Genomic DNA, 25,985 nt, shown 5'->3' on the forward strand with positions numbered 1-25,985 from the left:
CAGCCACGTCATGTTCCAATGCTCGGGCAGCGAGGCCAATGACGCGGCCATCAAGGTCATCTGGTATTACAACAACCTGCGCGGCAAGCCGCAGAAGAAGAAGCTGATCGGACGCATCCGGGGCTATCACGGCAACACCGTTGCCACCGCATCGCTGTCCGGCCAGCCGCACATGCAGGCGGATTTCGACCTGCCGTATGGGGACAGGTTCCTGCACGTCTCCAACCCGCACTACTACCGCTTCCATGAGGCGGGCGAGACGGAGCGCGAGTTCTCGGCCCGCATGGCGGCGGAACTGGAAGCCCTGATCGAGCGCGAGGGCGCCGACACCATCGCCGCCTTCTTCGCCGAGCCGGTGCAGGGCGGTGGCGGCGCCATCACCCCGCCCGAGGGGTATTTCGACCTCATCCAGCCCATCCTGAAGAAGCATGACATCCTCTTCGTGGCCGATGAGGTGATCTGCGGCTTCGGCCGCACCGGCAACCTCTGGGGCTGCGAGACCTATGGCATCACGCCGGACATCCTGACCTGCGCGAAGCAGCTCACGGCCGCCTACCAGCCGCTTTCCGCCACGCTCATCAGCCGGCCCATCCAGGAGGCGCTGGTCGCGGGCTCCAAGAAGCATGGCAGCTTCGGCCATGGCTTCACCTATGGCGGGCACCCCGTGGCCTGCGCGGTGGGGCTGGAGACGCTGGCCATCTATGAGGAGCGCGACATGGTCGGCCATGTGCGCGCCGTCTCGCCCGCCTTCCTCGACGGGCTCGCCGCCTTCCGCGACCACCCGCTGGTGGGCGATGTCCGTGGCGTGGGGCTGATCGCCGGCGTGGAGCTCATGGCCGACAAGGCCACGCGCGCGCCCTTCGCCCCCTCGCGCAAGGTCGGCGTGCTGGTGCAGAACAAGTGCCATGAGGCCGGACTGATCGTCCGCGCCATCGGCGACCGCATCGCCTTCACGCCCCCGCTCATCATCACCAAGGCCGAGATCCAGGACATGTGCCGCCGCTTCGGCGAGGGCCTGGACGCCGCCTGGGCCGAGCTGGGACCAGAAGCCAGGGCCGCCGCGGAGTGATTCCACCAGAGGTTACAAGCCTCTGGCGCAGAGCAGCCCCGCGCGTTCAGGTATGCCTCGCAAAGCGGGACGATGGCCGCTAATATAGGCGCCATGGCCCCCACGAAGCCACTTCTTGAGACGCGGCGGAAGGCCGGGGCTCCTGCCCCGCGCCGCTCCACACGCCTCTACCCGACCGTGGCGGCCATCGTGATCCTGTGCCTGCTGGGCGTCTGGGGCATCGTCACCTACCGCGGCCACACCGAGGCGCAGCGCGAGGCGGAGCGCCTGACCGAGGCCGTCGCCGTCGCCCTGTCGGACCAGCTCACCCGCGCCATCCAGACCGTGGACCTCATGCTGCTGGACGTGGCCGAGCGCCCGCGGGAACGCGTGGCGGCGGCGCTGGCCGGCGAACGCTCCAGCCTGCTGGGAGACCTCACCCAGCTTCGCGCGCTGGGTGTCACGGACACGGGCGGCGTGGTCCTCCATGCCACGGCGGACCCGCTGGTGGGCGTGGACCTCGCAAACCGCGACTGGTTCCGCCTGCTGCGCTTCGGCGGGCAGCAACTGCGCCTGGGCCCGCCCGAGGCCGGGCGCTTCCTCTCCGGCACCAACCCGCGCGCCATCGCGGAGAGCGGGCTGTGGTCCATTCCCCTCGCCCGCGCCATCCGCACCCCCACGGGCGAGTTCGACGGCGCGGTCGTGGCGCTGCTGAACCCCGACTACCTGATCTCCATCTCGCAGCAATACGCCAGCGCCTTCGGCGTGACGGTGCGGCTGCACGCCTTCAACGGCGCGCTGCTGGTGCGCTCGGACGGGGCGCGCGAGGGCATCGGGACCATCCATCCGGGCGCCTGGCCCTTCCGCAACTTCCTCCCCCGGCGCGAAAGCGGCACCTTCACCGGCCCCGACCAGGATGGCCTCGACATCATCGGCAGCTTCGCCGTAACGCGGCAGGGTCTGTTCGTGGTGGAGGTGGTGCGCCGCCAGGACGACGCCTTCGACGGCACACGGGCGTTGAGCCTGCTGCTGCTGGTGGGTATCGGCGTGGCGGGGCTGGCCATCCTCGGCGCGCTGGCGCTGGTCATCCGCCAGGCGCAGGCGCTGGAGGCCCAGGGCCGCCGCCTCAAGGAAAGCGAACGCCAGGCCCGCGCCGCCTCCCGCGCCAAGGAGGATTTCCTGGCCAGCATGAGCCACGAGATCCGCACGCCCATGAATGGCGTGATCGGCATGACCGGCCTGCTGCTGGACACGCGCCTGGACCCCCTGCAGCGCCGCTATGGCGAGACCATCCAGAACTCGGCCGAGCACCTGCTGATGGTGCTGAACGACATTCTGGACCTGTCCAAGCTCGAGGCCGGCGCGGTGGAGCTGGAACGCGTGCCCTTCGACCTGGAGCGCGAAATCGGCACCATCGTCGAACTCTTCGCCCCCCGCGCCGCCACCAAGGATGTGGAGCTGGTGGTGGCACTGGACCCCTCCATGCCCGCCCAGGTGGTGGGCGACCCCGGGCGCTTCCGCCAGGTGCTGTTCAACCTGGTCGGCAATGCGGTGAAGTTCACCGAGCATGGCTGGATCGAGTTGGAGATCAGCGCCGAACGCCTGCGCGGCAAGCGCGAGTGGCTGCTGCGCTGCCACGTGCTGGACACCGGCATCGGGCTCGAGGCCCACCAGATCCCGCATCTGTTCGAACGCTTCACCCAGGCCGATGCCTCGATCAACCGCAAATATGGCGGCACGGGGCTGGGGCTCGCCATCTGCAAGCGCCTGGCGGAGGAGATGGGCGGCAACATCGAGGCCGCCCCGCGCGATGCGACCCTGCCGCGCGGTGGCGGCAGCCGCTTCACCTTCACGCTCCGCACCGGCGTCTCCGCCACGCCGACCGAGCCACCGCGCACCGATGGCCTCGTCGGGCTGCGCGTGCTGGTGGTGGATGACCTCGAGATCAACCGCGAGATCCTGGTGCGGCAGCTGACGGCCATGGGCGCGCTGGCCATCGCCGTGCCCGACGCGACGAGCGCCATGCAGACCATCCTCGCGGCGGCCGAGGCCAACCAGTCCGTACAGGCCATGGTGCTGGACGGGCAGCTGGGCGAGACCAACGGCCTCGACCTCGCGCGCCGCGTCCGCGCCACGCAGGGCATCCCGCGCATGGCCATCCTGCTGTGCAGTTCCGGCGCGGACCTCGCGCGCGAACAGCCGCATGAGGGGCTGGTGGACGCCATGCTGCTGAAGCCCACCCTGCCCGCCCGGCTGCGCGACGCCCTGCTGCACGCCACGCGCGCACCCGGCACGGCCGCGCCGGCCCCCGCCCCCGCGCCCGAACCCGCCGCCGAGATGCCGCGCCGCCATGTGCTGCTGGTCGAGGACAACCCGACCAACCAGATGGTCATGCGCGCGCTGCTCGGCAAAATGAACTGCGAGGTGGTGGTGGCGGGCGATGGCGACGAGGGCGTCACCATCGCCGAGGCCCATGCCTTCGACCTCGTCCTCATGGACCTGCAGATGCCGGTGGTGGACGGGCTGGAGGCGACCCGCCGCATCCGCGCCGGCGACGGGCCGAACAAGCGGGCCCCCATCATCGGCCTGACGGCGGCGGTGGGGCTGGTCTATGAACGGCAATGCCGCGCGGCCGGCATGGATGACTACCTGCCCAAACCCGTGCAGCGGGCCGCGCTGCTCGAACGCATCGCCGCCGCGCCGCATGGCGCCCTGGCTCCGGTGGGCTGATCAACCCTCCCAGACCACCTCGCAAGGCAGACCCGCGCGCAGCCAGAGCGTGGCGGGGCCTGGCCCCCGCGCGGCGGGCGCATGCGGCAGGCCCCAGCGCAGCGCGGCGCGCGGCAGGGGGCCGCGCAGGGCGCGCAGGCGCGGTTCCGTCAGCGCCTCCAGATGGGGCAGCGTGACCCAGGCGGCCTCGCCCGCCGCCAGGCGCAGCACCGGCCGCGCGCCGTCCGCCCCCAGCGCCACCACCGCGCCATGGCCCAGGATGCGCGCGGCCTGCCAGTGAGGCTCCGGCGGCGCGTCCCAGGCGCGCAGGGCGGGACGGCCGTGCTGGTCCAGCGAGAGGGCGATGGGCGCGCCCTCCGCCCGCAGCGCCACGAGGCCGGAGGCGGCGCATTCCACCCAGCCCGCGCGCAGCAGCGCCCCCGGCAGGCGGGCGGCGCCCACCCTCAGCACCGAAAGGGGCGCCGGGCGCGGCAAATGCAGCGCCAGCGTGCCAGCCTCCGGCGCCTCCAGGCGGAAGGGCGCCTCGCCCAGCCAGAACCGGGCGGGGCCGGGCGGGCGGTCCAGGATCAGGCGGCGCATCTGGCGGCCTCGGCCTCGATCAGGCGGGCGGTGAGGGCGATCATGCTTGCCTCGTCACAGGCCTCCGCCACCGCGCGCGCCGCGGCCACGCGGGCGGCGGTGCCCGCGCGGTCGGCCAGCAGGGCACGGAAGGCGGCGGCGATGGCCTCGGCCTCGCGCGGGATGATGCGCGCCACCGCCTCGGGCGCCGGCCAGGCTTCCAGCGCGGCGCGGGTGGCGAGGATGGGGCAGCCGGCCCGCGCCGCCTCCAGCAGCACCAGCGGCGCGCCCTCATGCCGCGAGGGCAGCACCAGGGCGTCGGCCGAGGCAAGCAGCGCCGGCACATCCGCCACCTGGCCCAGCAGCCGCACCCCGGCGGCGGCGAGGGCGGGGGCGAAGGGCCCCTCCCCCGCCAGGGCCAGCAGGCCGGGCGCCACCGCCCAGGAGAGGGCGGGGGCTAGGTGCGCGCCCTTGCGGTCATCGAGGCGCCCCACCTGCACCAGCAGCGGAACGCCCGAGGGCAGGTTGAAGCGGGCACGGTCCGCCACGGGGGCGGGCGCGGGTGGCAGCCCGTTGGGCACCACCGCCACCTGGCCATGCGGCAGGTCGAACAGCGCCTCCAGCCGCCGCGCGGCGGGTGCGGAGACGGCGGCCCAGCCCACGCGCAGCCCGGCCACCAGCGCGGCCTCGGCCTGGGTGGAGTTCCAGTCCACGCGGACCAGATGCGCCACGGCCAGGGTGGGAAGCGCGGCCTCCGACAGCGCCCGCAGCGCGCCCAGCGCGGCATTGGGCAGGGGGCAGCAGACCAGCGCGGCGTCCGCTCCGCGCAGGAAGGGGCGCAAAGCCTCGCCTTGCCGCGCCAGGGCGACGGCCAGCGGCGCGTCAGGATCCATGTGCAGCGCGGCGGGATGGGTGGCGCAGCCGGAAAGGGCCGCGCCCGCGGCGGCCAGCGTGGCGGGTTCGGCCACCACCAGCACCTCGACCCCCATGCGCGCCAGGCCGCGTGCCACCTGCAGGGTCTGCGCCTCCGCGCCGCCGAAGCCGGGCGAGGGCACCACGACCAGCAGGCGGCGCAGCGCGATCATCCGCCCAGGACCAGCAGCCGCGCCTTGCCATGGGCGCGTTCGGCCAGCACCGGGAAGCGGGTTTCGGGCGCCTCGTCCTTGGGGCCGAGCTCGGTGCAGATGATGGCCCCGGGCGCGAACCAGCCGGCCGCGTCCAGCGCGTCCAAGGCGGGCTTCAGCAGACCGGCGCCATAGGGCGGGTCGAGGAAGGCGAGCGTGCAGGGCGTGGCCGCGCGCGGCGGCTTCGTCGCATCCACCGCCAGCACCCGCGCCTTCGCCCCCGCGCAGGCCGCGATGTTGGCGCGCAGCGCGGACAGGGCCGCGCGGTCCTTCTCCAGGAAGGTGGCCTCCGCCGCCCCGCGCGACAGCGCCTCCAGCCCATAGGCCCCGGTGCCGGCGAAGGCGTCCAGCACCACGGCCCCCTCCACGAGTTCCCGCCCCGCCCAGGGGGCATGCCAGAGCATGTCGAACAGCGCCTGGCGCGCGCGGATGGCGGTGGGACGGGTGCCGAGGCCTTCGGGGGCCAGCAGCCGCCTGCCCTTCCAGGCGCCGGCAATGATCCGCATCAGCGCTTGCGGACCGGCGCCGCCAGCCCAAGCTGCTCGCGCACCACCTTCGGGTTCACCTCCTCCACCGCGCCACGCTCCATGGTGCCGAGCTGGAAGGGGCCATAGGCCACGCGGATGAGGCGCGAGACCTCGAGGCCCAGATAGGCCATGACGCGGCGGATCTCGCGGTTCTTGCCCTCATGCAGGGCCACGGTCAGCCAGGCGTTGTCGCCCTTCTTGGAATCGAGCCCCGCCTCGATGGGCGCGTAGCGGATGCCCTCGATGGTCACGCCCTGGGCCAGGGCCTCCAGCGCCTTCTCGTTCACCAGGCCGAAGACGCGCACGCGGTAGCGCCGCACCCAGCCATTGGAGGGCAGCTCCAGCCGCCGCGCCAAGGCGCCGTCATTGGTGAGCAGCAGCAGCCCCTCGCTGTTGTAGTCGAGCCGGCCGATGGAGATAAGGCGCGGCAAATCCTCCGGCAGCTTCTCGAAGACGGTGGGGCGGCCTTCCGGGTCCTTGTGGGTGGTCATCAGCCCGGCGGGCTTGTGGTAGCGGAAGAGGCGCGTGCGCTCCGGCTCGTTCACCGCCTTGCCGTCCACGGTGACGATGTCGCCGGGCTGGACGAAGGTGGCGGGCTGGGTGACCGGCTTGCCCTCCAGCGTCACGCGGCCCTCGGCGATGATCTTTTCCGCGTCGCGGCGTGAGGCGACGCCGGCGCGGGCCAGCCATTTGGCGATGCGTTCGCCGGCCGGGTTGGCGGATGTCTCCTCCGGCCGATTCAGCCCTCCGGGCTTCGTCCTCCGGCCATCGGACGGCGCTTCGCCCGGCGGACGGGGCTCTGGCTTGCGGCCGCGGGGAGCTGGCTTCTTTGCGTCAACCACGGCACGCCTCCACGAAGGCCTTGAGGATCAACGGGTCGGCCGGGTCCACCGCATATTCGGGGTGCCACTGCACGCCGAGCGCGAAGCGGTGCGCGGGGGCCTCGATGCCCTCGATCAGCCCATCCGGCGCGCGGGCGTTGACCACCAGCCCCTCGCCCACGCTCCGCACCGCCTGGTGGTGCGCGGAGTTCACCGCCATGCGCGCGCGGCCCGTGATGCGCGCCAGCAGCGTGCCGGGTGCCACCTCCACCTCATGCCCCGGCTCGGTGCGGGGGTTGGGTTGTTCATGGGCGATGTCGGAGGGCGCCTCGTCCGGGATGTGCTGGTGCAGGGTGGCGCCGAGCGCCACCGCCAGAAGCTGCTGCCCGCCGCAGATGCCCAGCACCGGCATGTCGCGCGCCAGGGCGGCGCGGGTCGCGGCCAGTTCGAAATCGGTCCGGCCGGGCTTCAGCACCACCTTGGGGTGGGGTTCGCCGCCGCCCCAAAGTGCGGGGTCCACGTCGAAGGCGCCGCCCGTCACCAGCAGCCCGTCCAGCGCGGCCAGGTAGTCCAGCGCCAGTTCGGGCGCATGGGGCAAGGCCACCGGCAGCCCGCCGGCCGCGATGACGGCGGAAAAATAGTTCTGGCGCAGCGCATACCAGGGCAGCTTCGACCAGCCGCCGGCCGCCTCGCTGTCCAGGGTCAGGCCGATGAGGGGGCGTTTCTCCATGCGCCCTTGTGACGCGGGGGCGGCGCCCGCCGCAAGTGGCGCGGCCGCGACTTCTGCGGCACAAGCGCCCCATGTCGCCCATGGAGATCGCGCTGGAAGAGGCCCGCGCCGCCGCCCTGCGGGGCGAGGTGCCGGTGGGCGCCGTCATCACCGACGCCAGCGGCGCGGTGCTGGCCCGCGCGGGCAATGAGGTGGAGGCGCGGCACGACCCCTCCGCCCATGCCGAAATCCTGGCCATGCGCGCCGCCGCGGCCCTGCGCGCCGACAAGCACCTGGAGGACGCGACGCTCTGGGTCACGCTGGAGCCCTGCGCCATGTGCGCCCAGGCGGCCAGCCTGTTCCGGGTGCGGCGCGTGGTCTTCGGCGCCTATGATCCGAAATCGGGCGGGGTGGAGCATGGCGCCCGCGTCTTCGTCCACCGCCAATGCCACCACGCGCCGGAGGTGGTGGGCGGCGTGCGCGAGGCCGAGGCGGCGGCGCTGTTGCGCGACTTCTTCGCGGCCCGGCGCTGACCCGCGCCGCCGCTCCGCCCGCGCTACGCCTCGTGGATGGCCACCACCGGCGCCGCCCCGGACCGCGCCACACCGCGATACATGCCCGCCGTGTTGAAGGGAAGCGCCGCGTTCCCCGCCGCATCCACCGCGATCAGCCCGCCCCGCCCGCCCGCCGCCGGCACATCGGTGCCGATCACCCGCGCGCAGGCCTGTTCCAGCGTCTCGCCCAGATGGCGCATGCGGGCGCTGATCTCATGCGCGGCGGCGGCGCGGATGAAGGCCTCGCCCGTGCCGGTGCAGGAAATGGCGACGGTGCCATCCGCCCAGGTGCCGGCGCCGAAGACCGGGCAATCGCCCACCCGCCCCGGCCGCTTGTTGGTCATGCCGCCCGTGGAGGTCGCGGCCGCCAGCCGCCCGGCGGCATCGCGCGCCACGGCGCCCACGGTCCCTGTCCGCGCGGGCACGTCGTGGTCCAGCGCCACCTGGTCCTGCGCGCGAGCGGCCTGGAGCTGCGCCAGGCGGTGGTCGGTGCGGAAATAGTCCGCGGGCGCCGCCTCCAGCCCGGCCGCCGCGGCGAAGGCATCGGCCGCCGTACCGGCCAGCAGCACATGCCGCCCCGTCTCCAGCACCGCCCGCGCCGCGCGGATGGGGTTGCGGGGGCGCGTCACGCCCGTCACGGCGCCGGCCTTGCCCTCGCCCAGCATCAGCGCCGCGTCCATCTCGATGGTGCCGTCCGAGGTGAAGGTGCTGCCGCGCCCGGCGTTGAACAGCGGGCAATCCTCCAGGGCGCGGACGGCCTCCACCACCGCATCCCCCGCCGTGCCGCCGGCGCGCAGCACGGCCGCACCCGCCTCCAGCGCCGCCATCAGCCCGGCGCGATACTCCGCCTCCTTGCCGCCGGTCAGCGCGGCGCGCGGAATGGTGCCCGCGCCCCCGTGAATGGCGAGCGTCCAGCCCGCCGCCTGCGTGTCCATCATCATATCCTCCTGCACGGCCAGCATTCGCCGCGCACGCCCGCGCCGCAAGCCGCTTGCCCAAGCCGCTTGCGGGGCGCCCCGGTTCCGCCTATCCGCGAAAACACCCGAGGGAAGGAAACCGCACATGAACCGCCGCGCCCTGCTGGCCGCAATCCCGGCCACCGCCGTCGCCTCCGCCGCGTCCGGCCAGACCTGGCCTGCCCAACCCGTCCGCGCCATCGTCCCCTTCGCCGCCGGCAGCGCCACCGACATCCTGGGCCGCCTTTTCGCGGAGCGCATGCGCGACAACCTCGGCCAGCCCGTGGTGGTGGAGAACCGCGCCGGCGCCTCGGGCATGATCGGCGCCGAGGCCGTGGCCCGCGCCGCCCCCGATGGCTACACGGTGCTGTTCGGCACCAACTCCACCCAGGCCGCCGCCAACGCCCTGTTCCGCCGCGTGCCCTATGACCAGGAGCGTGACTTCGCGCCGGTCTCGACGCTCGCTTCCATCCCGCTGCTGGTGGCGGTCGCCGCCAACTCGCCCTACCGCACGCTGCAGGACCTGATCACCGCCGCGCGCGAGCGGCCGGAGAGCATCAGCTTCGCCTCCGCCTCCTCCTCGCAGCAGGTGGCGGCCGAGATGCTGGCCGCCATGGCCGGCGTGAAGATGCTGAACGTGCCCTACCGCTCCTCGCCCAACGCGGTGCAGGATTTGATCGCGGGGCGGGTGAACCTGTTCGTCGCCGACCAGGCCGTGATCCTGCCTGGCGTGCAGGGCGGGCAGCTGCGGGTGCTGGGCATCACGACGCGCACCCGTTCCGCCCAGTTGCCGGACGTGGCGCCGGTGGCCGAGCAGGGCCTGCCGGACTACGAGCTCTTCGCCTGGTTCGCGCTGATGGTGCCCGCGGCCACCCCCGCCCCCGTCATCCAGCGGCTGAACGTGGCGGTGCGCCATGCGATGTCGGACAGCACCTTGCAGGAGCGCCTCAGCACCGGCTTCGGCATGGCGCTGCTGCCCTCGACGCCGGCCGAGGCCGCGGCCTTCATCCGCGCCGAAACCACCAAATGGACCAACGCCATCCGCGCCGCGGGGATCGAGCCGCAATAAACCGCGCCTCCGCCGGAGCCTTCGGGAAGCCGCGCGCCTGGCATGGGCGCGCGGCTTTTTCGTTGACTCGGGCGTGCCCTGCCGGATTGTATACAAATTCCGGCAGCAGGAGGCTCCCATGCCCGAACTGATGAACCCCGACGAGTTCCGCACGGCGCTCGAGAACGCCATCAAGGGCAAGGCGGCCACCGCCTCGCCCTTCTCCAAGGCCTGGGCCGAGGGGTCGCTGACCCGCGAGCACATGGCCCGCTGGGCCGAGAACCACTACAAATATGTCGGCCCCTTCGCGGACTACCTGGGCTATGTCTATGCCCGCATGCCCGAGCAGTACCGCGAGGCGAAGGACTTCCTGCTCGCCAACATGTACGAGGAGGAGATCGGCGGCGACCGCCACACCGACCTGCTGATCCGCTTCGCCGAATCCTGCGGCACCACGCGCGAGCGCGTGCTGGACCCCGATCTGTGCAGCCCCACCACCCGCGCGCTCCAGGCCTGGTGCTACTGCGTGGCGATGCGCGAGGACCCGATCGTGGCCGTGGCCGGGCTGGTGGTGGGCCTGGAATCCCAGGTGCCCAGCATCTACCGCCGCCAGACGCCCACCCTGCGCGAGAAGTATGGCTTCTCGGACCATGAGGTGGAGTTCTTCGACCTGCACATCGTCAGCGACGAGATCCATGGCGAGCGCGGCTACCAGATCGTGCTGGAACACGCGAACACGGTCGAACTCCAGCAGAAATGCCTGCGCATCTGCGAGATCGGCGCGGAGATGCGGCTGCTCTACACCAACGCGCTCTACCGCGACTATGTGGAGCCGACGCTGGGCGGCGGCATGGCGCGCGCGGCCTGAGTGCCCCAGGTCATCTTCGTCGCGGCCGGGGTGGCGCATGAGGGCGAGATTCCCGAGGACGGGAACCTCGTCGTCCGCGCCGGCATCCGGAAATTCCCCTGGCCGCACCTGAAGTACAAATGCGGCATGGGCAAGTGCGGCACCTGCGCCGCCCGCGTGCTGGCGGGCGGCGAGGCGCTGGGCGAGCCCAGCTGGAAAGAGCGTGAGCGGCTGGGAGAGCGGCTCGCGCAGGGGTGGCGGCTGATGTGCCAGGTCTGGCCCAAGGGTCCGCTCACCATCACGCAAGACCAAGACAGCGCCGGGCCGCCCGCCCGGACGGGCACGGAGTGACGCGCATGGCCTATGTGATCCTGACCACCAAGCCCGGGCAGTTCCGCACCGAGCCCGGCCCGGGCCTGACGCCCGTCGAGGCCTGGGACTACCTGTTCTGCGGCCGCAAGCGCGCCGGTTTCGTGATCGCGGAGCTGCAATCGCCCAGCCGCGTGCGGATCATTGACGAGACGGGGCCGGTGAACTCCGTCCCCACCAAGTTCCTGGAAGCCTTCGACAGCGTGGACGAGGCCCGGGCGGAACTTCGCACCCTCACCGCCTATCGCAACATGCCGGCCGAGCTGCGCCCGGCATGAGCGAGGCTGAGGAACCGCGCATCACGATCACCTTTGCGACCTCGGGTGTGACAGCCACCGCGCCCGCGGGGTCAAGCCTGCTGCGGACCTCCATCCGCGAAAAGGGCGGCATTCCCTGGAAATGCGGGGGCGGCATTTGCGGCACCTGCCGCTGCCGCATCGAGGCGGGGCTCGAACACACCGACGCGGTGAAGCCCAAGGAGCGCAAGCACCTGACCGAGGACGACTTCGCCGCGGGCTACCGCATGGCCTGCCAGACCTTCGTGAAGGGCGACGTCACCATCTCCTGGGCCGAGCGCCGCACGCGGCCCGACGGGACGCTGCTGCCCGCTACTTCTTGATGTCCGCCGCCACCAGCACCTGAAGCCCCTGCGGCGCCAGCAGCTCCGCCAGGGCCTGGAGGGCGGCCAGGCCGCATGCGGTGTCCTGCTCGCCATTGCCGCCGGAGAGGCCGACGCCGCCCACCACCTCGCCCTCCACCACCACGGGGAAACCGCCCACGAAGACGGCGAAGCGCCCCTCGAAGCTGTGCTGGATGCCGAAGGCCTCATTGCCCGGCAAAGCGGGCCCGTTGGGCGGGGTATTGAACAGATGCGTGCTGCGCTTGTGCCCGGCCGCGGTGAAGGCCTTGTTCCAGGCGATCTGCGGCCCCGTGACGCGCGCGCCGTCCATGCGCTCCAGCGCGATGGGAAAGCCGCCGGCATCGGTCACGCAGCAGGTCTGGGGAACGCCCAGTTCGGCGGCCTTGTCGAGGGCCGCGGCCACCATGGCCCGGGCCTCGGCGCGTTCGATCTGCCAGATGCGCTTCATCGCTATTCCTGCTTTTCCCGGGAGGGATTAGGAAGGGCCGCGCCATGGACGCGCAAGCCCCCAACACCCCGCCTGGCGTGAAGCCCCCTCTCGGCGCGCAAGTGCGCGCGCGGCTGGAGGGCGACATCCTGGCGGGCCACCTCAAGCCCGGCGAGCGGCTGATCGAGGAGGAACTGGCCCGGCGCTATGGCGTCTCCCGCTCGCCCATCCGCGAGGCGGTGCGGGGCCTGGCCAGCGAGGGGCTGATCGAGCTTTCCGCCCGGCGCGGCGCCGTGGTGGCGGCGCTGACGCCGCAGGAAGCCCGGGAATTCGTCGAGGTCCGCGCCCTGCTTGAGGGCTACACGGCCCGCCTCGCCGCGCGCTACCGCCGCCCCGCCGTGCTGGAGCGCGCGGAGGCCATCCTGCGCGCGGGGGCGAGCGGCCAGGGCGACCTGGCCGCACTCAACGCCGCGTTCCACGACACCCTGGCCGAGGCCGGCGGCAATGCCACGGTCCGCGCGCTGACCGAAAGCATCCGCAAGCGCAGCGCCCGCGTCTTTCACGCCGAGGGCGAGGCCGCCCAGCGCCGCACCTGGGAAGAACACCGTGGGATATTGGAAGCCATCCTGGCCGGTGACGAGGCGTTGGCCGCCAGCCGCGCCGAGGCCCATGTCCGCAGCGCCGGCGCCCCGCTGCTGGCGGGGGACTGACCTGCCGCGCGTGGACTTGCGCGCGGCCCACGGGTAATCAGGTAAGGACGGCCCACCCCTCGCGCGCCCCTCGGAGCCACGCCGCCTTGAGCCACTCTGTCTCGGACATCGACGCCCGCCTCTCCGGCAGCCTCGACGACAACCTGGCCGGGCGCCTGCCCGACGCGGCGACGGTCGCCGCCGCCGATGCCCGCGCCCGCCACTGGCACAGCCCCGAGCCTGGCCGGCTCCGCCCCGGCTCGCCCGAGCACAAGCGCGCCGTCTGCCGGATGTTCGAGGAGACCTTCAACCCCTACAAGCCGAGCGTCATTCCCTGGCCCAAGCTCGATGCGGAGGCGCTGAACCGCATCACCTCGCTCCCCATCTGGGACATCGCGGTGCAGACCGAGGGCAAGGCCCGGCTGCGCATGGCCGCCTATGCCGCCACCATCCAGGACCCCGAGATGCGCGAGACCATCGCGCGCAATGGCTGGGAAGAGAACCGCCACAAGGAGGTGCTGTCGCGCCTGGTGGCCGCCTATGACATCAAGCTGGCGCCGGAGCCGGAATACGTGCACCCGCGCGACGCGGAATGGGCCTATCTCGTCACCGGCTTCAGCGAATGCGTGGACAGTTTCTTCGCCTTCGGCCTGTTCGAGATGGCGCGGCGTTCCGGCTTCTTCCCCACCGAGCTGACGGACACCTTCGAGCCGGTGATCCAGGAGGAGTGCCGCCACATCCTGCTCTTCGCCAATTGGCTGGCCTGGCACCGGGCCAACATGCCGCTCTGGCGCCGCCCCTGGTTCGAGCTGCGGGTCTGGGCCGTCTGGGCCTTCCTGGGCTGGGAGCGGATCGGGCTGGCCAAGACCGTGGATGGCTCCGGGAAGGAGCAGAAGCAGGACAACAACTTCACCGTGACCGGCGCCAAGTCGGTCTCCGCCGAGGACTATACCCTGGCCGACATCATTGACCTCTGCCTTGCGGAGAATGACCGCCGCTTCGCGGGCTACGATGCCCGCCTGCTGCGCCCGACCACCATGCCAGCCCTGGCCCGCTTCGCGCGCTTCTTCCTGCGCGCGCCCAACCGCATGGCGCCCCCCGCCACGCCGGCGGCGGGCTGAGCGATGACGGAGGGTTGGTTCCTCTACGCGCTGGCCATGCTCGCGCGCAGCGCGGCACTCGGCAGCGCCGCCTTCCTGCTGGTCGCGGCCCCGCCCGCGGTGCGGCCGCTGGCGCGCTATGTCACCACCGTGGCCGCCGTGCTGGCGGTGCTGGTGGCGTTGCTGGTCCTGCCCTCCACCGCGGGTTGGGGCGGCTGGATCGGCGCGCTGATGGCCCTCGGCGGCGGCGCGGCGACGGCCGCGCTGGCCTGGAAGGACGGCCCGCCGGCGCCCATCGTGGGGGCCGCCACCGTGCTGCTTCTGGGCGGCATCCTGCAGGGCGGCGCCCATGCCGGCGCCCTGCCCGTGCTGGCCACCTTCCTGCGCGAATCGGGCGCGGCCATCTGGATGGGCAGCCTGCCGCTGCTCTGGTTCGCCCTGCGCGGCACCGGCGCCATGCGCAGCGCGCGCAACCACCGCACGCTGGCGCTGGGCGGCATGGCGCTGGCCCTGCCGGGCGTGCTGCTGCTCTGGGGGCAGGCGGGGGCAGGCTTCACCGCCCAGGGGGGGATGATCCTCGCCACGGCGGTGTTGATCCTGGGGCTGGTGAAGCTGACGCTGTGGCAGGCCTGGCTACTGCGCGGCGAGGTGCCGCCCGACCGGCTGCTGGCCCTGACCGAGGCCGCCATCCTCATCGCCACCGCCCTTTGCGGCCCCATCGCCGCGCTGTTCATGGGGGTGCCGGTGCCGGGGCTCTGGGCCGTGCTGCCGGTCTTCCTGGTGGCGGCGGCGCTGGCGCTGAGCGTGTGGTTCACCTCGCTGCCGGGCGGGATCCTCGCCCTGCTGCTGGTGGCGGCCGGCACCGTGGCGCTGGGCGCGGGTGCGGCGCTGGTCGGCCTGCTGGCCGTCATGGCGGGCTGCCTGCGCTGGCTCGCCCGGCGCCAGCCCGAGACCTGTGAGGGCAGCACCAGCCAGGCATTCTGGCCTGGCGTGGCGCTGGCGGCCCTGGTGGCGGCGCTGCTGGTGCATGCGGTTTAGGCCATGAATGCCCCCCCGCAGCCTTCCCCCCCGGGGGCGCTGCTGGGGCGGCTGGTGGTCGCGCTGGTGGGGCGCTCGGTGCGCTGGCCCATCGCCACCCTGCTGCTCTGCGCGGTGGTCACGGTCTTTGCCGCCTGGCTGACGGTCACGCGCTTCACCCTCGATTCCGACGTTTCCAAGCTGTTCCCCGATGACCTCGGCTGGCGGGTGTCCGAGCGCACCCTGGCCGAGGCCTTTCCCCAGCGCACCGACCTCGTCGTGGCCGTGCTCGACGGGCCCGATGCCGGGCGCCTCGACCGCGCGGCGGAGGCGCTGGCCGAAAGGCTGCGCGCCCAGCCCCAGCTCTTCCGCTCCGTCCAACGCCCCGATGCGGGGGAGTTCTGGGACCGCCACGGCCTCCTCTTCCTGACGGAGGCCGAGGTCGCGGCCGTCGCCGAACGCCTGATCGAGGGCCAGGCGCTGCTGGGCACCATCGCGGCCGACCCCTCGCTGCGGGGCCTGGCCGAGATCAGCCGCCTCATGGCCGAGGGGCTGGCACGCGGCGAGGCGGAGCCCGACCGCGTGGCCGGCCCCCTCCACGCGCTGGCCGCCGCCGCCGAGGCCGCCACGCGCGAGGCCATCGCGCCCCCCGACTGGCGCGCGCTGATGACGGGCCAGGCCGCGCGCCCCGCCGAGTTGCGGCGCTTCATCATGATCCAGCCCACGCTGGACTACGCGCAGCTTTCCGCCGGCGCCGCGGCGTCGGAGGTGATCCGCGCCGAGGCCCGCGCGCTGGGCCTCGCGGAACAGGGCGTGCGCCTGCGCCTGACCGGCCCCGTCCCCATGGGCGACGAGGAATTCGCCACCGTGGCCGACGGCGCGGTGCTGACGGGCGTGCTCTCCTTCGTGCTCGTGGGTATCCTGCTCTGGATGGCCTTGCGCTCCTGGCGGCTGATCTGGCCGCTGCTGGCGCTGACCATCGTGGGCATCTTCTGGACGGCCGCCTTCGGCATATTGGCGGTGGGCAGCTTCAACCCGCTCTCCATCGCCTTCGCGGTGATGTTCATCGGGCTGGGTAATGATTTCGGCACGCAATACGCCGTGCAGTTCCGCGCCGAGAGCGCCCGGCTGGGCCTGGTGCGGCCGGCGCTGATCGAGGCCGCGCGGGTGGCCGGGCCGGGCATGACGCTGGCCACGCTCGCCATCGGCCTCAGCTTCTTCGCCTTCATGCCGACCGACTATCGCGGCGTCGCGGAACTGGGTCTGATCGCCGGGGCCGGCATGTTCATCGGCTGGCTGCTGGCCATGACCATGCTGCCCGCGCTGATGCTGCTGGCCCGCCCGGGGCGCGAGATGCGGGAGGTGGGCTACCCCGCCCTGCGCCCGGTGGACCAATGGCTCTCCCGCCATGCGCGGCTGGCCGGCACGCTGGCGCTGCTGGTGGCGCTGTTCTGCGCGGGTGCCTCCTACTGGCTGCGCTTCGACACCAACCCCATCAACCTGCGCGACCCCCAGGCGGAATCGGTGGCCACCTGGCGCGATCTGGCGCAGGACCCGGACACCGACCCCAACACGCTGGAAATCCTCGCGCCGAACCTCGAGGCCGCCCAGGCCCTGGCCGCGCGGCTGGAGGCCCTGCCGGAGGTGGCCCGCGCCACCACCCTGGCCGACTTCATCCCGGAGGGGCAGGAGGCCAAGCTCTTCCTCATCGAGGACGCGGCCATGCTGCTGGGGCCGGCGCTGGCCCCCATCCCGCGCGAACCGCCCACCGAGGCCGAGACCATCGCGGCCCTGCGCGAGGCCGCGCTGGCGCTGGCCGCCTTGCGCGGCGCGGGGCCGGTCGCGGCCGATGCCCGGGCGCTCGCCATCGCCTACAATCGCCTGGCCGACGGGCTGCCCGCGGGCCGCGAGGCCCTGGCCGAGGCCACCCTGCCCGGCCTGACCGACACGCTGCGCCGGGTGCGCCTGCTGCTCTCCGCCGGCCCCGTGACGCTGGAGGCCCTGCCCGAGGCGCTGCGGCGCGACTGGATCACCGCCACGGGACAGGCGCGCATCGAGATCGCCCCTTCCCCTGGCGAGGGCGACGAGACCACCCAGCTGCGCCGCTTCGCCCGCGCCGTGCAGGCGGTGGCGCCGGATGCGACGGGGCTGGCCATCTCGGCCGTCGAATCTTCCGCCACCATCCAGGGGGCCTTCATCCTCTCCGGCGTCATCGCCATGACGGTGGTGGTGCTGCTGCTCTGGGTGGCGCTGCGCTCGCTGAAGCTGTCCGTGCTGGCGGTGGCGCCGCTGGCGCTGGCGGGGCTGCTGACCATGGCGCATTGCGCCCTGCTGGGGCCGGACCTCAACCTCGCCAACATCATCGCCCTGCCGCTGCTGTTCGGGATGGGGGTGGCCTATGACATCTACTTCGTCGCCGCCTGGCAGCAGGGGCGGCGCGATCTGCTGGCCAGCCCGCTCAACCGCGCCGTGGTCTATTCCGCCGTGACCAATGCGGCGGCCTTCGGGGCGCTGATGGTCTCGCCGCACCCGGGCACGGCCAGCATGGGGGTCGTGCTGTCCATCAGCCTTGTCTATTCGCTGGCCTGCGTGATGCTGGTGCTGCCGCCGCTGCTGAAACTCTTCGCCACGCCCACGGAACGCCCATGAAGCTTGCCATCTTCGACCTCGACGGAACCCTGGTGGACAGCGCGCCGGACATCGCCGCCGTGCTGAACCGCGCCCTGGCCCGGCAGAAGCTGGCGCCCTTCACCGTGCCCGAGGTGGCCGCCATGGTGGGCGACGGCGCCCACGCCCTGCTGGTGAAAGCCTTCACCGCCCGCGGCGCCACCCTGACCGACGACGTGATCCCGCCCTTCCTGGCCGACCTGGAGGCCAACAGCGCCAACCTCACCCAGCCCTATGAGGGGATCGAGGCCGCGCTGGCCACCATGGGCATGGCCGGCTGGCGCGCCGCCGTCTGCACCAACAAGCCCGTGGCGGCCGCCCAGGCCCTGCTGCGGGCGCTGGGCATGCTGCGCTTCTTCGAACTGGTGGTGGGCGGCGATACGCTGCCCGTCCGCAAGCCCGACCCCGGCCATGTGCGCGGCGTGCTGGAGGCCATGCACATGTCCCCCGCGCAATCCGTCATGATCGGTGACCACCAGAACGACATCCGTGCCGCCAAGGGCGCCGGCGTGCGGACGGTCTTCGCCGCCTGGGGCTATGGCAGCGGCGAGGGCGCGGACCTGGTGGTGAAACGCCCGCAGGACCTGCCCTTCCTGCTGGGCAGCTAGGGCGGGATGCATGGAGGGGGAAGCACCGAAAGCGGTGAATCCCGCTCTCAAAAAAGGCTGGAGCAGGCTGCGTGAACACAGGTGAACGCAGCATGCCCCAAGTTCAGTTGGTGGCCGGCGCCTCACGCCGCAGTTCCATCAGCGTCGCCTCGATGGTCCCCCACCAGCGGCTGCCGAGTTCCACGCGCTCCGGCACGGCGGGGTGGCCGGGGGCGCGGGGGCCGAATTCGGCCAGGATGCGAAGGGGTTCGCGCGCCTCGGCCGCGTCACGGTCCAGGGCATAGCCGGCCAGCGTCCGCGCCTCGATCACGCAGCGCAGGCGGGGGCCTTCCGCCGGTGCGGGGTCACGCGCCACGGCGAATTGCGTGAGGCGCCGCCCGTCGAAGCCGCGCGCCCCCGTCTCACAGGTCGAGGTTTCGCGCACATGGCGCGCCAGCCCCGCCAGGGCGGAAAGCCCGTCCATGGTGCCCGGAATGGCCGAGGCCGGCACGGGGCTGCGCGGCATGTCCTGGGCGGGTGTCAGCACCGCCACGCGGGGCGCGCCGTCCGGCCCGTACTCCAGGCGGGTGCGGCGCATGACGCCGCGCCAATTGCCCTCGCTGACATACACGCGGGGTTGGGGCAGCCCCTCCGCCCAGCGGCCTTCGGAGCGCGAAACCTGCTCACCCCGCAGGAAGAGCCGCGCGACGCCGAGCGAACGCGCGCGCGTCTCCACGCTGTAGCCGGGGCCGTCCAGGGCGAAGCGCAGCTCCACCTGCGCGATGGGGAGGCCGGCGGCGTTGATGAAATAGGTGGCGCGCCAGGGCTCGGCCGCGGCCGGTGTGGCGAGGAGCAGCAGCAGGGGGAACACGCGCAGGGCCATGCTGCGGCATATGCGCCTTGCCGGCGCGCATGCAACCGGTCCGACGCGCTTGACAGATGTCCGCCTTCGCCGCAAATCGTCGTCGCAGGATGGGCGCGTAGCTCAGCGGGAGAGCACTGCCTTCACACGGCAGGGGTCACAGGTTCAATCCCTGTCGCGCCCACCATCCTACCTCCCCCCTTCAGCGATCAGCCGCTCCTTCGCCAGAGTCACCAGCTGCAGCAGCGCGGCGCCCAGCGCCAGGCCGTCCAGCCCGGAATCATCCTGCATGTCCGCATGGCGGCGCATCTCGCCGGCGAACTGGTCCAGCATGCCCGCGGGGTCGGGGTGCTGGCGGGCCTGGGCCAGCAGCAGCCGCGCCACCACCGCCTCCAGCGCGGCCAGGCGGATTTCGGGGTCGAGAGCGGGCATCGGTGTCTCCATGATCCGGTCGGCCCATGGTGGGCCGGGTCATGGCGCGGGGGCAATCACCCCTCGCCGCGGGCCGGCCGCCGCAACCCCAGCAGGTCGCGCAGGGTCGTGCCCTCGTAATGCGTGCGGAACAGGCCACGGCGCTGGAGGATGGGCACCACCAGTTCGACGAAATCCTCCATGCCGCCCGGGAAGTGCGAGGGCATGACGTTGAAGCCGTCCGCCGCGCCATTCTCGAACCAGTGCTGGAGCGTGTCCGCCACCTGCTCGGCCGCGCCGCACAGCACCCAGTGGCCGCGGGCCGCGCCCAGCAGGTTGTAGATGTCGCGCAGCGTCAGGTTGTCGCGCTTGGCCTTGTTCAGCAGCGCGCGCGCGAAGCCGTGCCCGCCGTCGAAGAGCGGCATCTCGCCCAGCGGCGCGTCCATGTCCCGCCCCGCCAGGTCCACGCCCAGACGGTCCTGGAGCAGTTGCCGCGCATTGGTCGGGCTGATGAAGGCTTGCAGCTGCGCGAGCTTGTCCAGCGCCTCACGCTCCGTGCGGCCCACGATGGGCATGACGCCGGGCAGCACCGCCACCTCCCCCGGCCGGCGGCCCTGGGCGGGCAGGCGGGATTTCAGCGCGGCGTATTGCGCGCGCGCCTCCTCGAAATCCTGCACCACGGCGAAGGCGACATCGGCCGTGCGCGCCGCGAGGTCGAGCCCGGCATCGGACCCACCCGCCTGGAGAATCACGGGCCGCCCCTGCGGCGAACGGCCGATGTTGAGCGGCCCCTGCACCGAGAAATGCGCGCCCTCGTGGTTCAGCTTGTGCAGCTTGGCGGGGTCCACATAGAGGCCGGTCGCGCGGTCCGCCACCAGCGCATCCTCCTCCCAGCAATCCCAGAGCCCGCGCACCACATCCACGAACTCGGCCGCGATGACGTAGCGTTCGGCGTGGTTGGGATGGAGCCGTCCGAAATTGGGCCCCGCCTGCGCGGAGGACCCCGTCACCGCGTTCCACGCCGCCCGCCCGCCGCTGATGTGGTCGAGCGAGGCGAAGGCGCGGGCCACGCTCCAGGGGTCGCTGTAGGTGGTGGCGACGGTGGCGCCCAGGCCGATATGCTTCGTGACCATGGCGAGCGCGGCCAGCATGGTCAGCGGCTCCAGCCGCACCGTGTAGGAGGGGTGGGCGCCCGGGTCGGCGTAAAGGTTGTCGCCCATGAAGATCAGGTCGAAGCAGCCGCGCTCGGCCTGGGCGGCCATGGCCTGGATGGCGCGGATGTCCTGGAAGCTGGTCACCGCGCCCGGCATGCGCCAGCCCGCCACATGGCTGCCGGTGCCGAGCAGGAACAGGCCGAGATGCATCTGCCGCATGAAACGCCTACCGCCAGAAGATGAAGCGCCGCTCCAGCGCGCCCACCGCGCCGAAGAAGGCGAGGCTGAGCGCGGAGGCCACCAGGATCGCCGCCCAGACCTGCACGAAATCGATCAGCGTGACCGACTGGTAGATGATCCAGCCCAGCCCCCCATAGGCGCCCAGCATCTCGGTCACGATGGCCACGATCAGGCTGCGGACGGTGGCCACGCGAAGCCCGGCGGCGATCAGCGGCAGGGCGGCGGGCAGGCGCAGCCGCCAGAAGATGCCCAGGCGCCCCGCGCCGAAGCTGCGCATCAGGTCCACGCTGCGCCGGTCCACCCGGTCGAAGCCCGCCAGCGCGCTGAGGAAGATGGTGAAGCCCACCGCCAGCGCCACCATCACGATCTTGGAGGAGACGCCCACCCCGAACCACAGCAGCACCAGCGGCGACCAGGCCACCACCGGCACGGAGTTGATGGCCAGCAGCAGCGGCAGCACGCCTGCCCGCAGCGGCCGCGCCAACACCAGCAGCGTGGCCATGGAGATGCCGGCGAGCGCGCCAATGGCATAGCCCGTCACCGCCTCGAAGCCCGTGACCAACGCCGCCGCCTGCAAGGCCGCCCGATGCTCCCACACCGCGGCCAGGATCTGCGTCACGGCCGGCAGGGTGTAGGCGGGCAGGTCGAAGCCGCGCGCCGTGGCCTCCCACAGCGCCAGGATCAGCACGGCGCCGAAGACGCCGCGCGCGGCGGAGGTGCCGTTCATTGCTCGGCGCCCCAGAAGACGATGCGCCGCTCCGCCCAGGCCACCAGCGCGTAGAAGCCGGTGCCCAGCAGCGCCGCGCAGAGGATGGCGGCCCAGAGCGCCACGACGCTTTCATTGTACATGGCCTGGAGCAGCAGCACGCCGATGCCGGTGTTGTCGCCGAACCATTCGCCCACGATTGCGCCGACCAGGCTGAGCGAGGCGCCGAGGCGCAAGGCCACGAAGATCTGCGGCAGGGCCATGGGCAGTTGCAGCCGGAACAGGATCTGCATGGGCGTGGCGCCGAAGCTGCGCAGCAGCGCCGCCTGGCGCGGGTCCACGCTGTTCAGCCCGAGCAGCGTGTTCACGGTCACGGGAAAGAAGGTGAGGTAGAAGGCGATGACGGCCTTGGCCATCAGCGTATTGCCGAACCACATCACCACCAGCGCGCCGAAGGCGATGACGGGAATGGTCTGCGACACGACGAAGACCGGCAGCAGCATGTCGCGCAGCAGGGGCGCGCGAAAGAACACCAGCCCATTGATGATGCCCACCGCCGTGCCGGCGGCGAAGCCGATCAGCGTCTCGGCGGCGCTGCGTTGCAGCCCGGCCCAATAGGCGCCGGGCGTCAGGGCGATGGCGGCGAAGATGTCCGACAGGCGCGGCAACAGATGCGGGCGGATGCCGAAGCCCACCACCGCCGCCTCCCACACCAGCCCGGCCAGGATCACCCCGCCCAGCAGGCGGAGTGCCGCCATCGCCGTCGGCTTCATGCCATGCGGTCCGCGAGCGGGATCGCCTCCAGGAAGCTGGAATTGTAGGCGGCGGCGAGGTCGAGCGGCGTCTTGATCACCTCGTGCCGCAGGAAGAAGTCATGCGCGGCCTGGATCACGGGGCGATCAATCCAGAACAGCCCGTTCTGCGCGGCGCCGCCGGCCACCATCAGCTTGCCGGCCTCCTCCATCATGAATTCCTGGTGGGGGCGGTTCAGCGTGGGGGCGACGGACATGACGGCATCCACGCCGGCCTTGCCGTCGCGCAGCGCCTCGCGCCAGCCGCGGATGGTGGCGCGGAGGAAGGCGGTGACCATCTGCGGCCGGTCGCGCGCCGTCTGCTCGCTGACGATGACGGTGTCGCGCGGGAAGGTGATGCCGTGGTCGTCGGGCACGAAGGTGCGGAGGTTGTCGCGGCCCACCCGCTGCATCAGCGTGAAGAACTCGTTGTAGCGGGTGGCCGTCACCACATCCACCTGTCGGTCCACGAAGGGCTGCACGCTGACCTGCTGCGGCTGCATGGTGAAGTCGGAACGGCTCAGCCCCGCCTGCGCCAGCATGCCCAGCAGCACGAAGTTCGCACCCGTGAACCAGGTGGTGATGGTCTTGCCGCGGAAATCGGCCAGCGTGCGGATGGGGCCATCGGCGCGCGTCACGAAGACGAAGGGCGTCTGCTGGTGCATGACGCCGGCGCAGACGATGGGCAGGTTGCGTTCGCGCGCCGCGAAGACGCTGTCCGTCCCGCCCGAGAGGCCGAAGGTGTCGGCGCCCGAGGCCACCAGGTTCTCCGTCAGCAGGTTCGGCCCGCCGGGGTTGATGGTGAGGTCAATGCCCGCCTCGCGGTAATAGCCCTTCTGCAGCGCCACGTAGAAGCCCGCGAACTGCGCCTGGGTCAGCCATTTCAGGCGCAGCGAGGCACGCACCAGGTTCTGCGCCCCGGCGGGGCGGATGAAGGGGGTGACGGCGGCCGCGCCGGTCGCGGCCAGAAGGTGGCGCCTGTTCATCGTGCTTTCTCCTGCGGGGGTTGGGTCAGTCACGGAAGCCTGGCTCCTCGCGGTCGAGCAGGCGGAGGAAGGCGGGCCATTCGCGCTCGCCGGGGCCCAGGATGTCGCCCTGCTGCTGCCAGAACTGGTTGGCGGCGCGGGCGCAGACCTCGGGCGAAGGTTCGATGATGGGCTGGCCGGAGGATTGCATCATCAGCTGGATGCGGGCCGCGCGCTCGAAATAGTAGAGCAGCATGAAGGCGGCCCCCGGCGTGCGCCCCACGGTCAGCGTGCCGTGGTTGCGCATGATCATGACGGGGTGGGTCCCGAAGTCGCGCACCAGGCGTTCCTGCTCGTCCAGGTCAATGGCCACGCCCTCATAGTCGTGGAAGGCCTGGCGTTCGTGGAACCACATGGCGAACTGGCTGAGCGGGCGCAGGCCGCCCGGCTGCGCCGAGACCGCCACCGCCGCATCCGAATGCGCGTGCAGCACGCAGGCCGCGTCGTGCCGCGCCTTGTGGATGGCGGCATGGATGACGAAGGCGGCCACATTCGCCTCATGCGGGCTGGGCGCGAGCTTGCGGCCCTCCGTGTCGATCTTCACGAGGGAGGAGGCCGTGATCTCGCTGAACAGCATGCCGTAAGGGTTCAGCAGGAAGGCATCCTCCTCCCCCGGCACGCGCAGCGAGATGTGGTTGTAGATGACGTCATCCAGCCCCAGCCGCGCCACCATCCGGTAGCAGGCGGCGAGCGAGATGCGCGCCTCGCGTTCCGCATCGGTCATGGCGCGGCCGCCGTGCCGGTCAGGAAGGATTTCATGGCTTCCTCCTCGATGGCGTCGAGCACCTCGCGCTTGATGGCGGTGAATTCCGGTGAGGTGAGCAATTCCGGCGCGCGCGGGCGGGGCAGGTTCACCTCACGCATCAGCTTCACGGCCCCTGGCCGCGCGGTCATCACCACCACGCGGTCGCCCAGGAAGATGGCCTCGTCCACGTCATGCGTGATGAAGAGGATGGTGCGGCGGTGGCGCTGCCACACATCCAGCAGCCAGCGCTGCATCATGCTGCGCGTCAGCGCGTCCAGCGCGCCGAAGGGCTCGTCCAGCAGCATGAGCTCGCGTTCGAAGAGGAAGGTCCGCATCAGCGCCACGCGCTGGCGCATGCCGCCGGAGAGCTGGTGCGGATACTGGTTCTCGAAGCCCGTCAGGCCGAATTCCGGCAGCATGGAGAGCGCCTTGGCGCGGGCCTGGCTGCGGTTGGCGCCCTCGATCTCATTGGCGAGGATGGCGTTGTCCACCACGTTGCGCCAAGGCAGCAGCAGGTCGCGCTGCGGCATGAAGGAAACCTGGCCCAGCAATTCCCGCGCATGGCAGCCGCGGCCCTTGAAGCGCAGCACGCCGCCGTCGTCAGGTTCGTCGAGGCCGGCGATGATGTTGAACAGCGTGCTCTTTCCGCAGCCCGAGGGGCCGACGACGGTCACGAACTCGCCTGGCTGCACGTCCAGGCCGAAGCCCTCCAGGGCCTGCACCGCGCCGAAGCGCTTGGAGAGGCCACGCAGTTCGAGAAGAGGGGCGCTGTTCAATCCGTGACCTGCCTTCTGCGCCCCGGGATGAGGCTCTAAAACATCTTCACGACAGGGCCGCCGGTTTGGAATACAAAGACGGGCGTCTCTGCACACATGAATGAGGCTTCCGCACACATATGCGCGCAAAACAGGCATTGCCTGAGGCAGATTGGGCAGGTTCGGGGCGCAAGCCCGACGCCGCTCCCGGCCATGGCACGCTGGCCAACACCCTCTACCGCCGCCTGCGCGACGACATCGCGGGCGGGCGGCTGGACCCCGGCGCGCGGCTGGACGAGCAGGAGATCGCCGACCGCCACGGCTGTTCCCGCACCCCCGTGCGCGAGGCCTTCCGCCTGCTGGCGAGCGAGCGTCTGGTCGAGCTGCGCGGCCGGCAGGGTGCGGTGGTCCGCAGCATCTCCGCCCAGACGCTGATCGAGATGTTCCAGGTGATGGGGGAGCTGGAGGGGCTCTGCGCCCGCCTGGCCGCCCGGCGCAGCACACCGGCCCAGAACGCGGGTTTGCAGGCCATCCACGCGCGGCTGGAGGCCGCCGCCGACGACACGGCGGACGTCTTCTACGACATCAACGAGGAATTTCACGAGGCCATCTACGAGGCCGCGCACAACGCCTTCCTGGCCGAGGAAACCCGCCGCCTGCGCAACCGCGTGGCCGCCTATCGCCGCCGCGTGACGCATATGCCGACCCGCGTGGAGGACACGCTGCGCGAGCATGCCGAGATCATGGCCGCCATCCTGGCGCGCGACCCCGAGGCGGCGCACCGCGCCATGCGCGCCCACCTGACGCTGCTGGGAGAGAACCTGCTGGACCTGATCGCGGGCCTCGACTGACGCTTCCGCCCGTGTTGGTATGCATAT

Annotated in this window: 29 protein-coding genes and 1 tRNA gene; 15 read left to right on the top strand and 15 right to left on the bottom strand. The window is 72.0% G+C overall.

All coding sequences use genetic code 11. The features are described 5' to 3' along the window. Positions 1-1,069 (top strand): aminotransferase class III-fold pyridoxal phosphate-dependent enzyme (locus JTN19_RS04720; RefSeq protein ID WP_206930760.1); only part of this gene is annotated, 1,069 nt, incomplete at its 5' end. Positions 1,070-1,162: 93 nt separating this feature from the next. Continuing rightward, positions 1,163-3,778, top strand: coding sequence for a response regulator (locus tag JTN19_RS20325; RefSeq protein WP_206930761.1), 2,616 nt, complete (start codon positions 1,163-1,165; stop codon positions 3,776-3,778). Here the strand turns inward: JTN19_RS20325 and JTN19_RS04730 are convergent, their stop codons facing one another. The 5 genes from JTN19_RS04730 to JTN19_RS04750 form a co-directional block, all read right to left on the bottom strand. Further along, a complete protein-coding gene (locus JTN19_RS04730; protein ID WP_206930762.1) occupies positions 3,779-4,357 on the bottom strand; it encodes a hypothetical protein in 579 nt (192 codons plus the stop codon). Continuing rightward, the gene (locus tag JTN19_RS04735; protein ID WP_206930763.1) at positions 4,345-5,421 is read right to left on the bottom strand and encodes a glycosyltransferase family 4 protein; all 1,077 of its coding nucleotides are present in this window, start codon (positions 5,419-5,421) and stop codon (positions 4,345-4,347) included. The genes JTN19_RS04730 and JTN19_RS04735 overlap by 13 nt, the downstream gene beginning before the upstream one ends. Further along, positions 5,418-5,966: a 16S rRNA (guanine(966)-N(2))-methyltransferase RsmD gene (gene rsmD, locus JTN19_RS04740; RefSeq protein WP_206930764.1), complete on the bottom strand. Its 549-nt coding sequence runs from the start codon at positions 5,964-5,966 to the stop codon at positions 5,418-5,420. Before rsmD ends, JTN19_RS04735 begins: the two co-directional genes overlap by 4 nt. Continuing rightward, positions 5,966-6,730, bottom strand: a complete 765-nt coding sequence (locus JTN19_RS04745) for a pseudouridine synthase (protein WP_206930847.1) — start codon at positions 6,728-6,730, stop codon at positions 5,966-5,968. Before JTN19_RS04745 ends, rsmD begins: the two co-directional genes overlap by 1 nt. Before the next feature lie 91 nt (positions 6,731-6,821). Beyond that, positions 6,822-7,538, bottom strand: a complete 717-nt coding sequence (locus JTN19_RS04750) for a gamma-glutamyl-gamma-aminobutyrate hydrolase family protein (protein ID WP_206930765.1) — start codon at positions 7,536-7,538, stop codon at positions 6,822-6,824. Between the two features lie 80 nt (positions 7,539-7,618). On the opposite strand from JTN19_RS04750, the gene JTN19_RS04755 reads away from it, so the two are divergent. Then, complete coding sequence (locus tag JTN19_RS04755) at positions 7,619-8,050, top strand: nucleoside deaminase (protein ID WP_206930848.1); 432 nt, start codon at positions 7,619-7,621, stop codon at positions 8,048-8,050. A gap of 23 nt (positions 8,051-8,073) precedes the next feature. Here JTN19_RS04755 and JTN19_RS04760 read toward each other — a convergent pair whose 3' ends face one another. Continuing rightward, complete coding sequence (locus tag JTN19_RS04760; RefSeq protein WP_242530872.1) at positions 8,074-9,009, bottom strand: isoaspartyl peptidase/L-asparaginase family protein; 936 nt, start codon at positions 9,007-9,009, stop codon at positions 8,074-8,076. Between the two features lie 124 nt (positions 9,010-9,133). Between JTN19_RS04760 and JTN19_RS04765 the strand changes: the two genes are divergently transcribed. The 5 genes from JTN19_RS04765 to JTN19_RS04785 all read left to right on the top strand — a co-directional run bounded on the left by JTN19_RS04765 (position 9,134) and on the right by JTN19_RS04785 (position 11,910). Beyond that, complete coding sequence (locus JTN19_RS04765) at positions 9,134-10,096, top strand: Bug family tripartite tricarboxylate transporter substrate binding protein (RefSeq protein ID WP_206930766.1); 963 nt, start codon at positions 9,134-9,136, stop codon at positions 10,094-10,096. A gap of 118 nt (positions 10,097-10,214) precedes the next feature. Beyond that, on the top strand, positions 10,215-10,943 hold the full coding sequence (locus JTN19_RS04770) for a TenA family transcriptional regulator (protein ID WP_206930767.1): 729 nt from the start codon (positions 10,215-10,217) through the stop codon (positions 10,941-10,943). Beyond that, on the top strand, positions 10,944-11,273 hold the full coding sequence (locus JTN19_RS20020) for a 2Fe-2S iron-sulfur cluster-binding protein (RefSeq protein WP_206930768.1): 330 nt from the start codon (positions 10,944-10,946) through the stop codon (positions 11,271-11,273). Between the two features lie 5 nt (positions 11,274-11,278). Further along, positions 11,279-11,569, top strand: coding sequence for a ferredoxin (locus JTN19_RS04780; RefSeq protein ID WP_206930769.1), 291 nt, complete (start codon positions 11,279-11,281; stop codon positions 11,567-11,569). Next, positions 11,566-11,910 carry a 2Fe-2S iron-sulfur cluster-binding protein gene (locus tag JTN19_RS04785; protein WP_206930770.1) on the top strand — a complete coding sequence of 115 codons (345 nt, stop codon included), beginning with the start codon at positions 11,566-11,568 and terminating at the stop codon, positions 11,908-11,910. The genes JTN19_RS04780 and JTN19_RS04785 overlap by 4 nt, the downstream gene beginning before the upstream one ends. Here the strand turns inward: JTN19_RS04785 and JTN19_RS04790 are convergent. Then, entirely contained in the window at positions 11,900-12,379 is a 480-nt protein-coding gene (locus JTN19_RS04790) for a GlcG/HbpS family heme-binding protein (RefSeq protein WP_206930771.1), read from the bottom strand. The two genes, JTN19_RS04785 and JTN19_RS04790, sit on opposite strands and share 11 nt — an antisense overlap. Positions 12,380-12,423: 44 nt before the next feature. Between JTN19_RS04790 and JTN19_RS04795 the strand changes: the two genes are divergently transcribed. From JTN19_RS04795 to gph, 5 genes are all read left to right on the top strand, one after another. After that, positions 12,424-13,068 (top strand): GntR family transcriptional regulator, encoded by a 645-nt coding sequence (locus JTN19_RS04795; RefSeq protein ID WP_206930772.1) that lies wholly within the window; start codon positions 12,424-12,426, stop codon positions 13,066-13,068. A gap of 86 nt (positions 13,069-13,154) precedes the next feature. Next, positions 13,155-14,168 carry a ferritin-like domain-containing protein gene (locus JTN19_RS04800; protein ID WP_408901851.1) on the top strand — a complete coding sequence of 338 codons (1,014 nt, stop codon included), beginning with the start codon at positions 13,155-13,157 and terminating at the stop codon, positions 14,166-14,168. Positions 14,169-14,171: 3 nt separating this feature from the next. Then, positions 14,172-15,185, top strand: coding sequence for a hypothetical protein (locus JTN19_RS04805; protein WP_206930773.1), 1,014 nt, complete (start codon positions 14,172-14,174; stop codon positions 15,183-15,185). A gap of 3 nt (positions 15,186-15,188) precedes the next feature. Continuing rightward, positions 15,189-17,813 carry an MMPL family transporter gene (locus JTN19_RS04810; protein ID WP_206930774.1) on the top strand — a complete coding sequence of 875 codons (2,625 nt, stop codon included), beginning with the start codon at positions 15,189-15,191 and terminating at the stop codon, positions 17,811-17,813. Continuing rightward, positions 17,810-18,439, top strand: a complete 630-nt coding sequence (gph, locus tag JTN19_RS04815; protein ID WP_206930775.1) for a phosphoglycolate phosphatase — start codon at positions 17,810-17,812, stop codon at positions 18,437-18,439. The genes JTN19_RS04810 and gph overlap by 4 nt, the downstream gene beginning before the upstream one ends. 103 nt (positions 18,440-18,542) lie before the next feature. On the opposite strand, the gene JTN19_RS04820 is transcribed toward gph, so the two are convergent. Beyond that, positions 18,543-19,301: a DUF3108 domain-containing protein gene (locus JTN19_RS04820; protein WP_206930776.1), complete on the bottom strand. Its 759-nt coding sequence runs from the start codon at positions 19,299-19,301 to the stop codon at positions 18,543-18,545. Positions 19,302-19,392: 91 nt separating this feature from the next. Here JTN19_RS04820 and JTN19_RS04825 point away from each other — a divergent pair. Next, positions 19,393-19,467 (top strand) — tRNA-Val (locus JTN19_RS04825). Between the two features lie 2 nt (positions 19,468-19,469). Here JTN19_RS04825 and JTN19_RS04830 read toward each other — a convergent pair. From JTN19_RS04830 to JTN19_RS04860, 7 genes are read right to left on the bottom strand one after another with little or no spacing between them, the layout of a single operon-like run. Further along, on the bottom strand, positions 19,470-19,712 hold the full coding sequence (locus JTN19_RS04830) for a hypothetical protein (RefSeq protein ID WP_206930777.1): 243 nt from the start codon (positions 19,710-19,712) through the stop codon (positions 19,470-19,472). 56 nt (positions 19,713-19,768) lie between these two features. After that, positions 19,769-21,064: an LLM class flavin-dependent oxidoreductase gene (locus tag JTN19_RS04835; RefSeq protein ID WP_206930778.1), complete on the bottom strand. Its 1,296-nt coding sequence runs from the start codon at positions 21,062-21,064 to the stop codon at positions 19,769-19,771. Between the two features lie 7 nt (positions 21,065-21,071). Continuing rightward, positions 21,072-21,812, bottom strand: a complete 741-nt coding sequence (locus JTN19_RS04840) for an ABC transporter permease (protein WP_206930779.1) — start codon at positions 21,810-21,812, stop codon at positions 21,072-21,074. Continuing rightward, entirely contained in the window at positions 21,809-22,564 is a 756-nt protein-coding gene (locus JTN19_RS04845; protein ID WP_206930780.1) for an ABC transporter permease, read from the bottom strand. The genes JTN19_RS04840 and JTN19_RS04845 overlap by 4 nt, the downstream gene beginning before the upstream one ends. Continuing rightward, on the bottom strand, positions 22,561-23,568 hold the full coding sequence (locus tag JTN19_RS04850) for an ABC transporter substrate-binding protein (protein ID WP_206930781.1): 1,008 nt from the start codon (positions 23,566-23,568) through the stop codon (positions 22,561-22,563). Before JTN19_RS04850 ends, JTN19_RS04845 begins: the two co-directional genes overlap by 4 nt. Positions 23,569-23,593: 25 nt before the next feature. Then, positions 23,594-24,331, bottom strand: a complete 738-nt coding sequence (locus JTN19_RS04855) for a class II aldolase/adducin family protein (RefSeq protein ID WP_206930782.1) — start codon at positions 24,329-24,331, stop codon at positions 23,594-23,596. Continuing rightward, a complete protein-coding gene (locus JTN19_RS04860) occupies positions 24,328-25,128 on the bottom strand; it encodes an ABC transporter ATP-binding protein (protein ID WP_242530873.1) in 801 nt (266 codons plus the stop codon). The genes JTN19_RS04855 and JTN19_RS04860 overlap by 4 nt, the downstream gene beginning before the upstream one ends. Before the next feature lie 137 nt (positions 25,129-25,265). On the opposite strand from JTN19_RS04860, the gene JTN19_RS04865 reads away from it, so the two are divergent. After that, a complete protein-coding gene (locus JTN19_RS04865; RefSeq protein ID WP_242530874.1) occupies positions 25,266-25,958 on the top strand; it encodes a GntR family transcriptional regulator in 693 nt (230 codons plus the stop codon). Positions 25,959-25,985 lie beyond the last annotated feature (27 nt).

This window comes from Roseococcus thiosulfatophilus, from assembly GCF_017311575.1.
Taxonomy (GTDB): domain Bacteria; phylum Pseudomonadota; class Alphaproteobacteria; order Acetobacterales; family Acetobacteraceae; genus Roseococcus; species Roseococcus thiosulfatophilus.

Coding starts and splice junctions, on each gene's coding strand:
- JTN19_RS20325 (WP_206930761.1), top strand. CDS start 1,163: ATGGCCCCCACGAAGCCACTTCTTGAGACGCGGCGGAAGGCCGGGGCT.
- JTN19_RS04730 (WP_206930762.1), bottom strand. CDS start 4,357: ATGCGCCGCCTGATCCTGGACCGCCCGCCCGGCCCCGCCCGGTTCTGG.
- JTN19_RS04735 (WP_206930763.1), bottom strand. CDS start 5,421: ATGATCGCGCTGCGCCGCCTGCTGGTCGTGGTGCCCTCGCCCGGCTTC.
- rsmD (WP_206930764.1), bottom strand. CDS start 5,966: ATGCGGATCATTGCCGGCGCCTGGAAGGGCAGGCGGCTGCTGGCCCCC.
- JTN19_RS04750 (WP_206930765.1), bottom strand. CDS start 7,538: ATGGAGAAACGCCCCCTCATCGGCCTGACCCTGGACAGCGAGGCGGCC.
- JTN19_RS04755 (WP_206930848.1), top strand. CDS start 7,619: ATGGAGATCGCGCTGGAAGAGGCCCGCGCCGCCGCCCTGCGGGGCGAG.
- JTN19_RS04760 (WP_242530872.1), bottom strand. CDS start 9,009: ATGATGGACACGCAGGCGGCGGGCTGGACGCTCGCCATTCACGGGGGC.
- JTN19_RS04765 (WP_206930766.1), top strand. CDS start 9,134: ATGAACCGCCGCGCCCTGCTGGCCGCAATCCCGGCCACCGCCGTCGCC.
- JTN19_RS04770 (WP_206930767.1), top strand. CDS start 10,215: ATGCCCGAACTGATGAACCCCGACGAGTTCCGCACGGCGCTCGAGAAC.
- JTN19_RS04780 (WP_206930769.1), top strand. CDS start 11,279: ATGGCCTATGTGATCCTGACCACCAAGCCCGGGCAGTTCCGCACCGAG.
- JTN19_RS04785 (WP_206930770.1), top strand. CDS start 11,566: ATGAGCGAGGCTGAGGAACCGCGCATCACGATCACCTTTGCGACCTCG.
- JTN19_RS04790 (WP_206930771.1), bottom strand. CDS start 12,379: ATGAAGCGCATCTGGCAGATCGAACGCGCCGAGGCCCGGGCCATGGTG.
- JTN19_RS04795 (WP_206930772.1), top strand. CDS start 12,424: ATGGACGCGCAAGCCCCCAACACCCCGCCTGGCGTGAAGCCCCCTCTC.
- JTN19_RS04805 (WP_206930773.1), top strand. CDS start 14,172: ATGACGGAGGGTTGGTTCCTCTACGCGCTGGCCATGCTCGCGCGCAGC.
- JTN19_RS04810 (WP_206930774.1), top strand. CDS start 15,189: ATGAATGCCCCCCCGCAGCCTTCCCCCCCGGGGGCGCTGCTGGGGCGG.
- gph (WP_206930775.1), top strand. CDS start 17,810: ATGAAGCTTGCCATCTTCGACCTCGACGGAACCCTGGTGGACAGCGCG.
- JTN19_RS04820 (WP_206930776.1), bottom strand. CDS start 19,301: ATGGCCCTGCGCGTGTTCCCCCTGCTGCTGCTCCTCGCCACACCGGCC.
- JTN19_RS04830 (WP_206930777.1), bottom strand. CDS start 19,712: ATGCCCGCTCTCGACCCCGAAATCCGCCTGGCCGCGCTGGAGGCGGTG.
- JTN19_RS04835 (WP_206930778.1), bottom strand. CDS start 21,064: ATGCGGCAGATGCATCTCGGCCTGTTCCTGCTCGGCACCGGCAGCCAT.
- JTN19_RS04840 (WP_206930779.1), bottom strand. CDS start 21,812: ATGAACGGCACCTCCGCCGCGCGCGGCGTCTTCGGCGCCGTGCTGATC.
- JTN19_RS04845 (WP_206930780.1), bottom strand. CDS start 22,564: ATGAAGCCGACGGCGATGGCGGCACTCCGCCTGCTGGGCGGGGTGATC.
- JTN19_RS04850 (WP_206930781.1), bottom strand. CDS start 23,568: ATGAACAGGCGCCACCTTCTGGCCGCGACCGGCGCGGCCGCCGTCACC.
- JTN19_RS04855 (WP_206930782.1), bottom strand. CDS start 24,331: ATGACCGATGCGGAACGCGAGGCGCGCATCTCGCTCGCCGCCTGCTAC.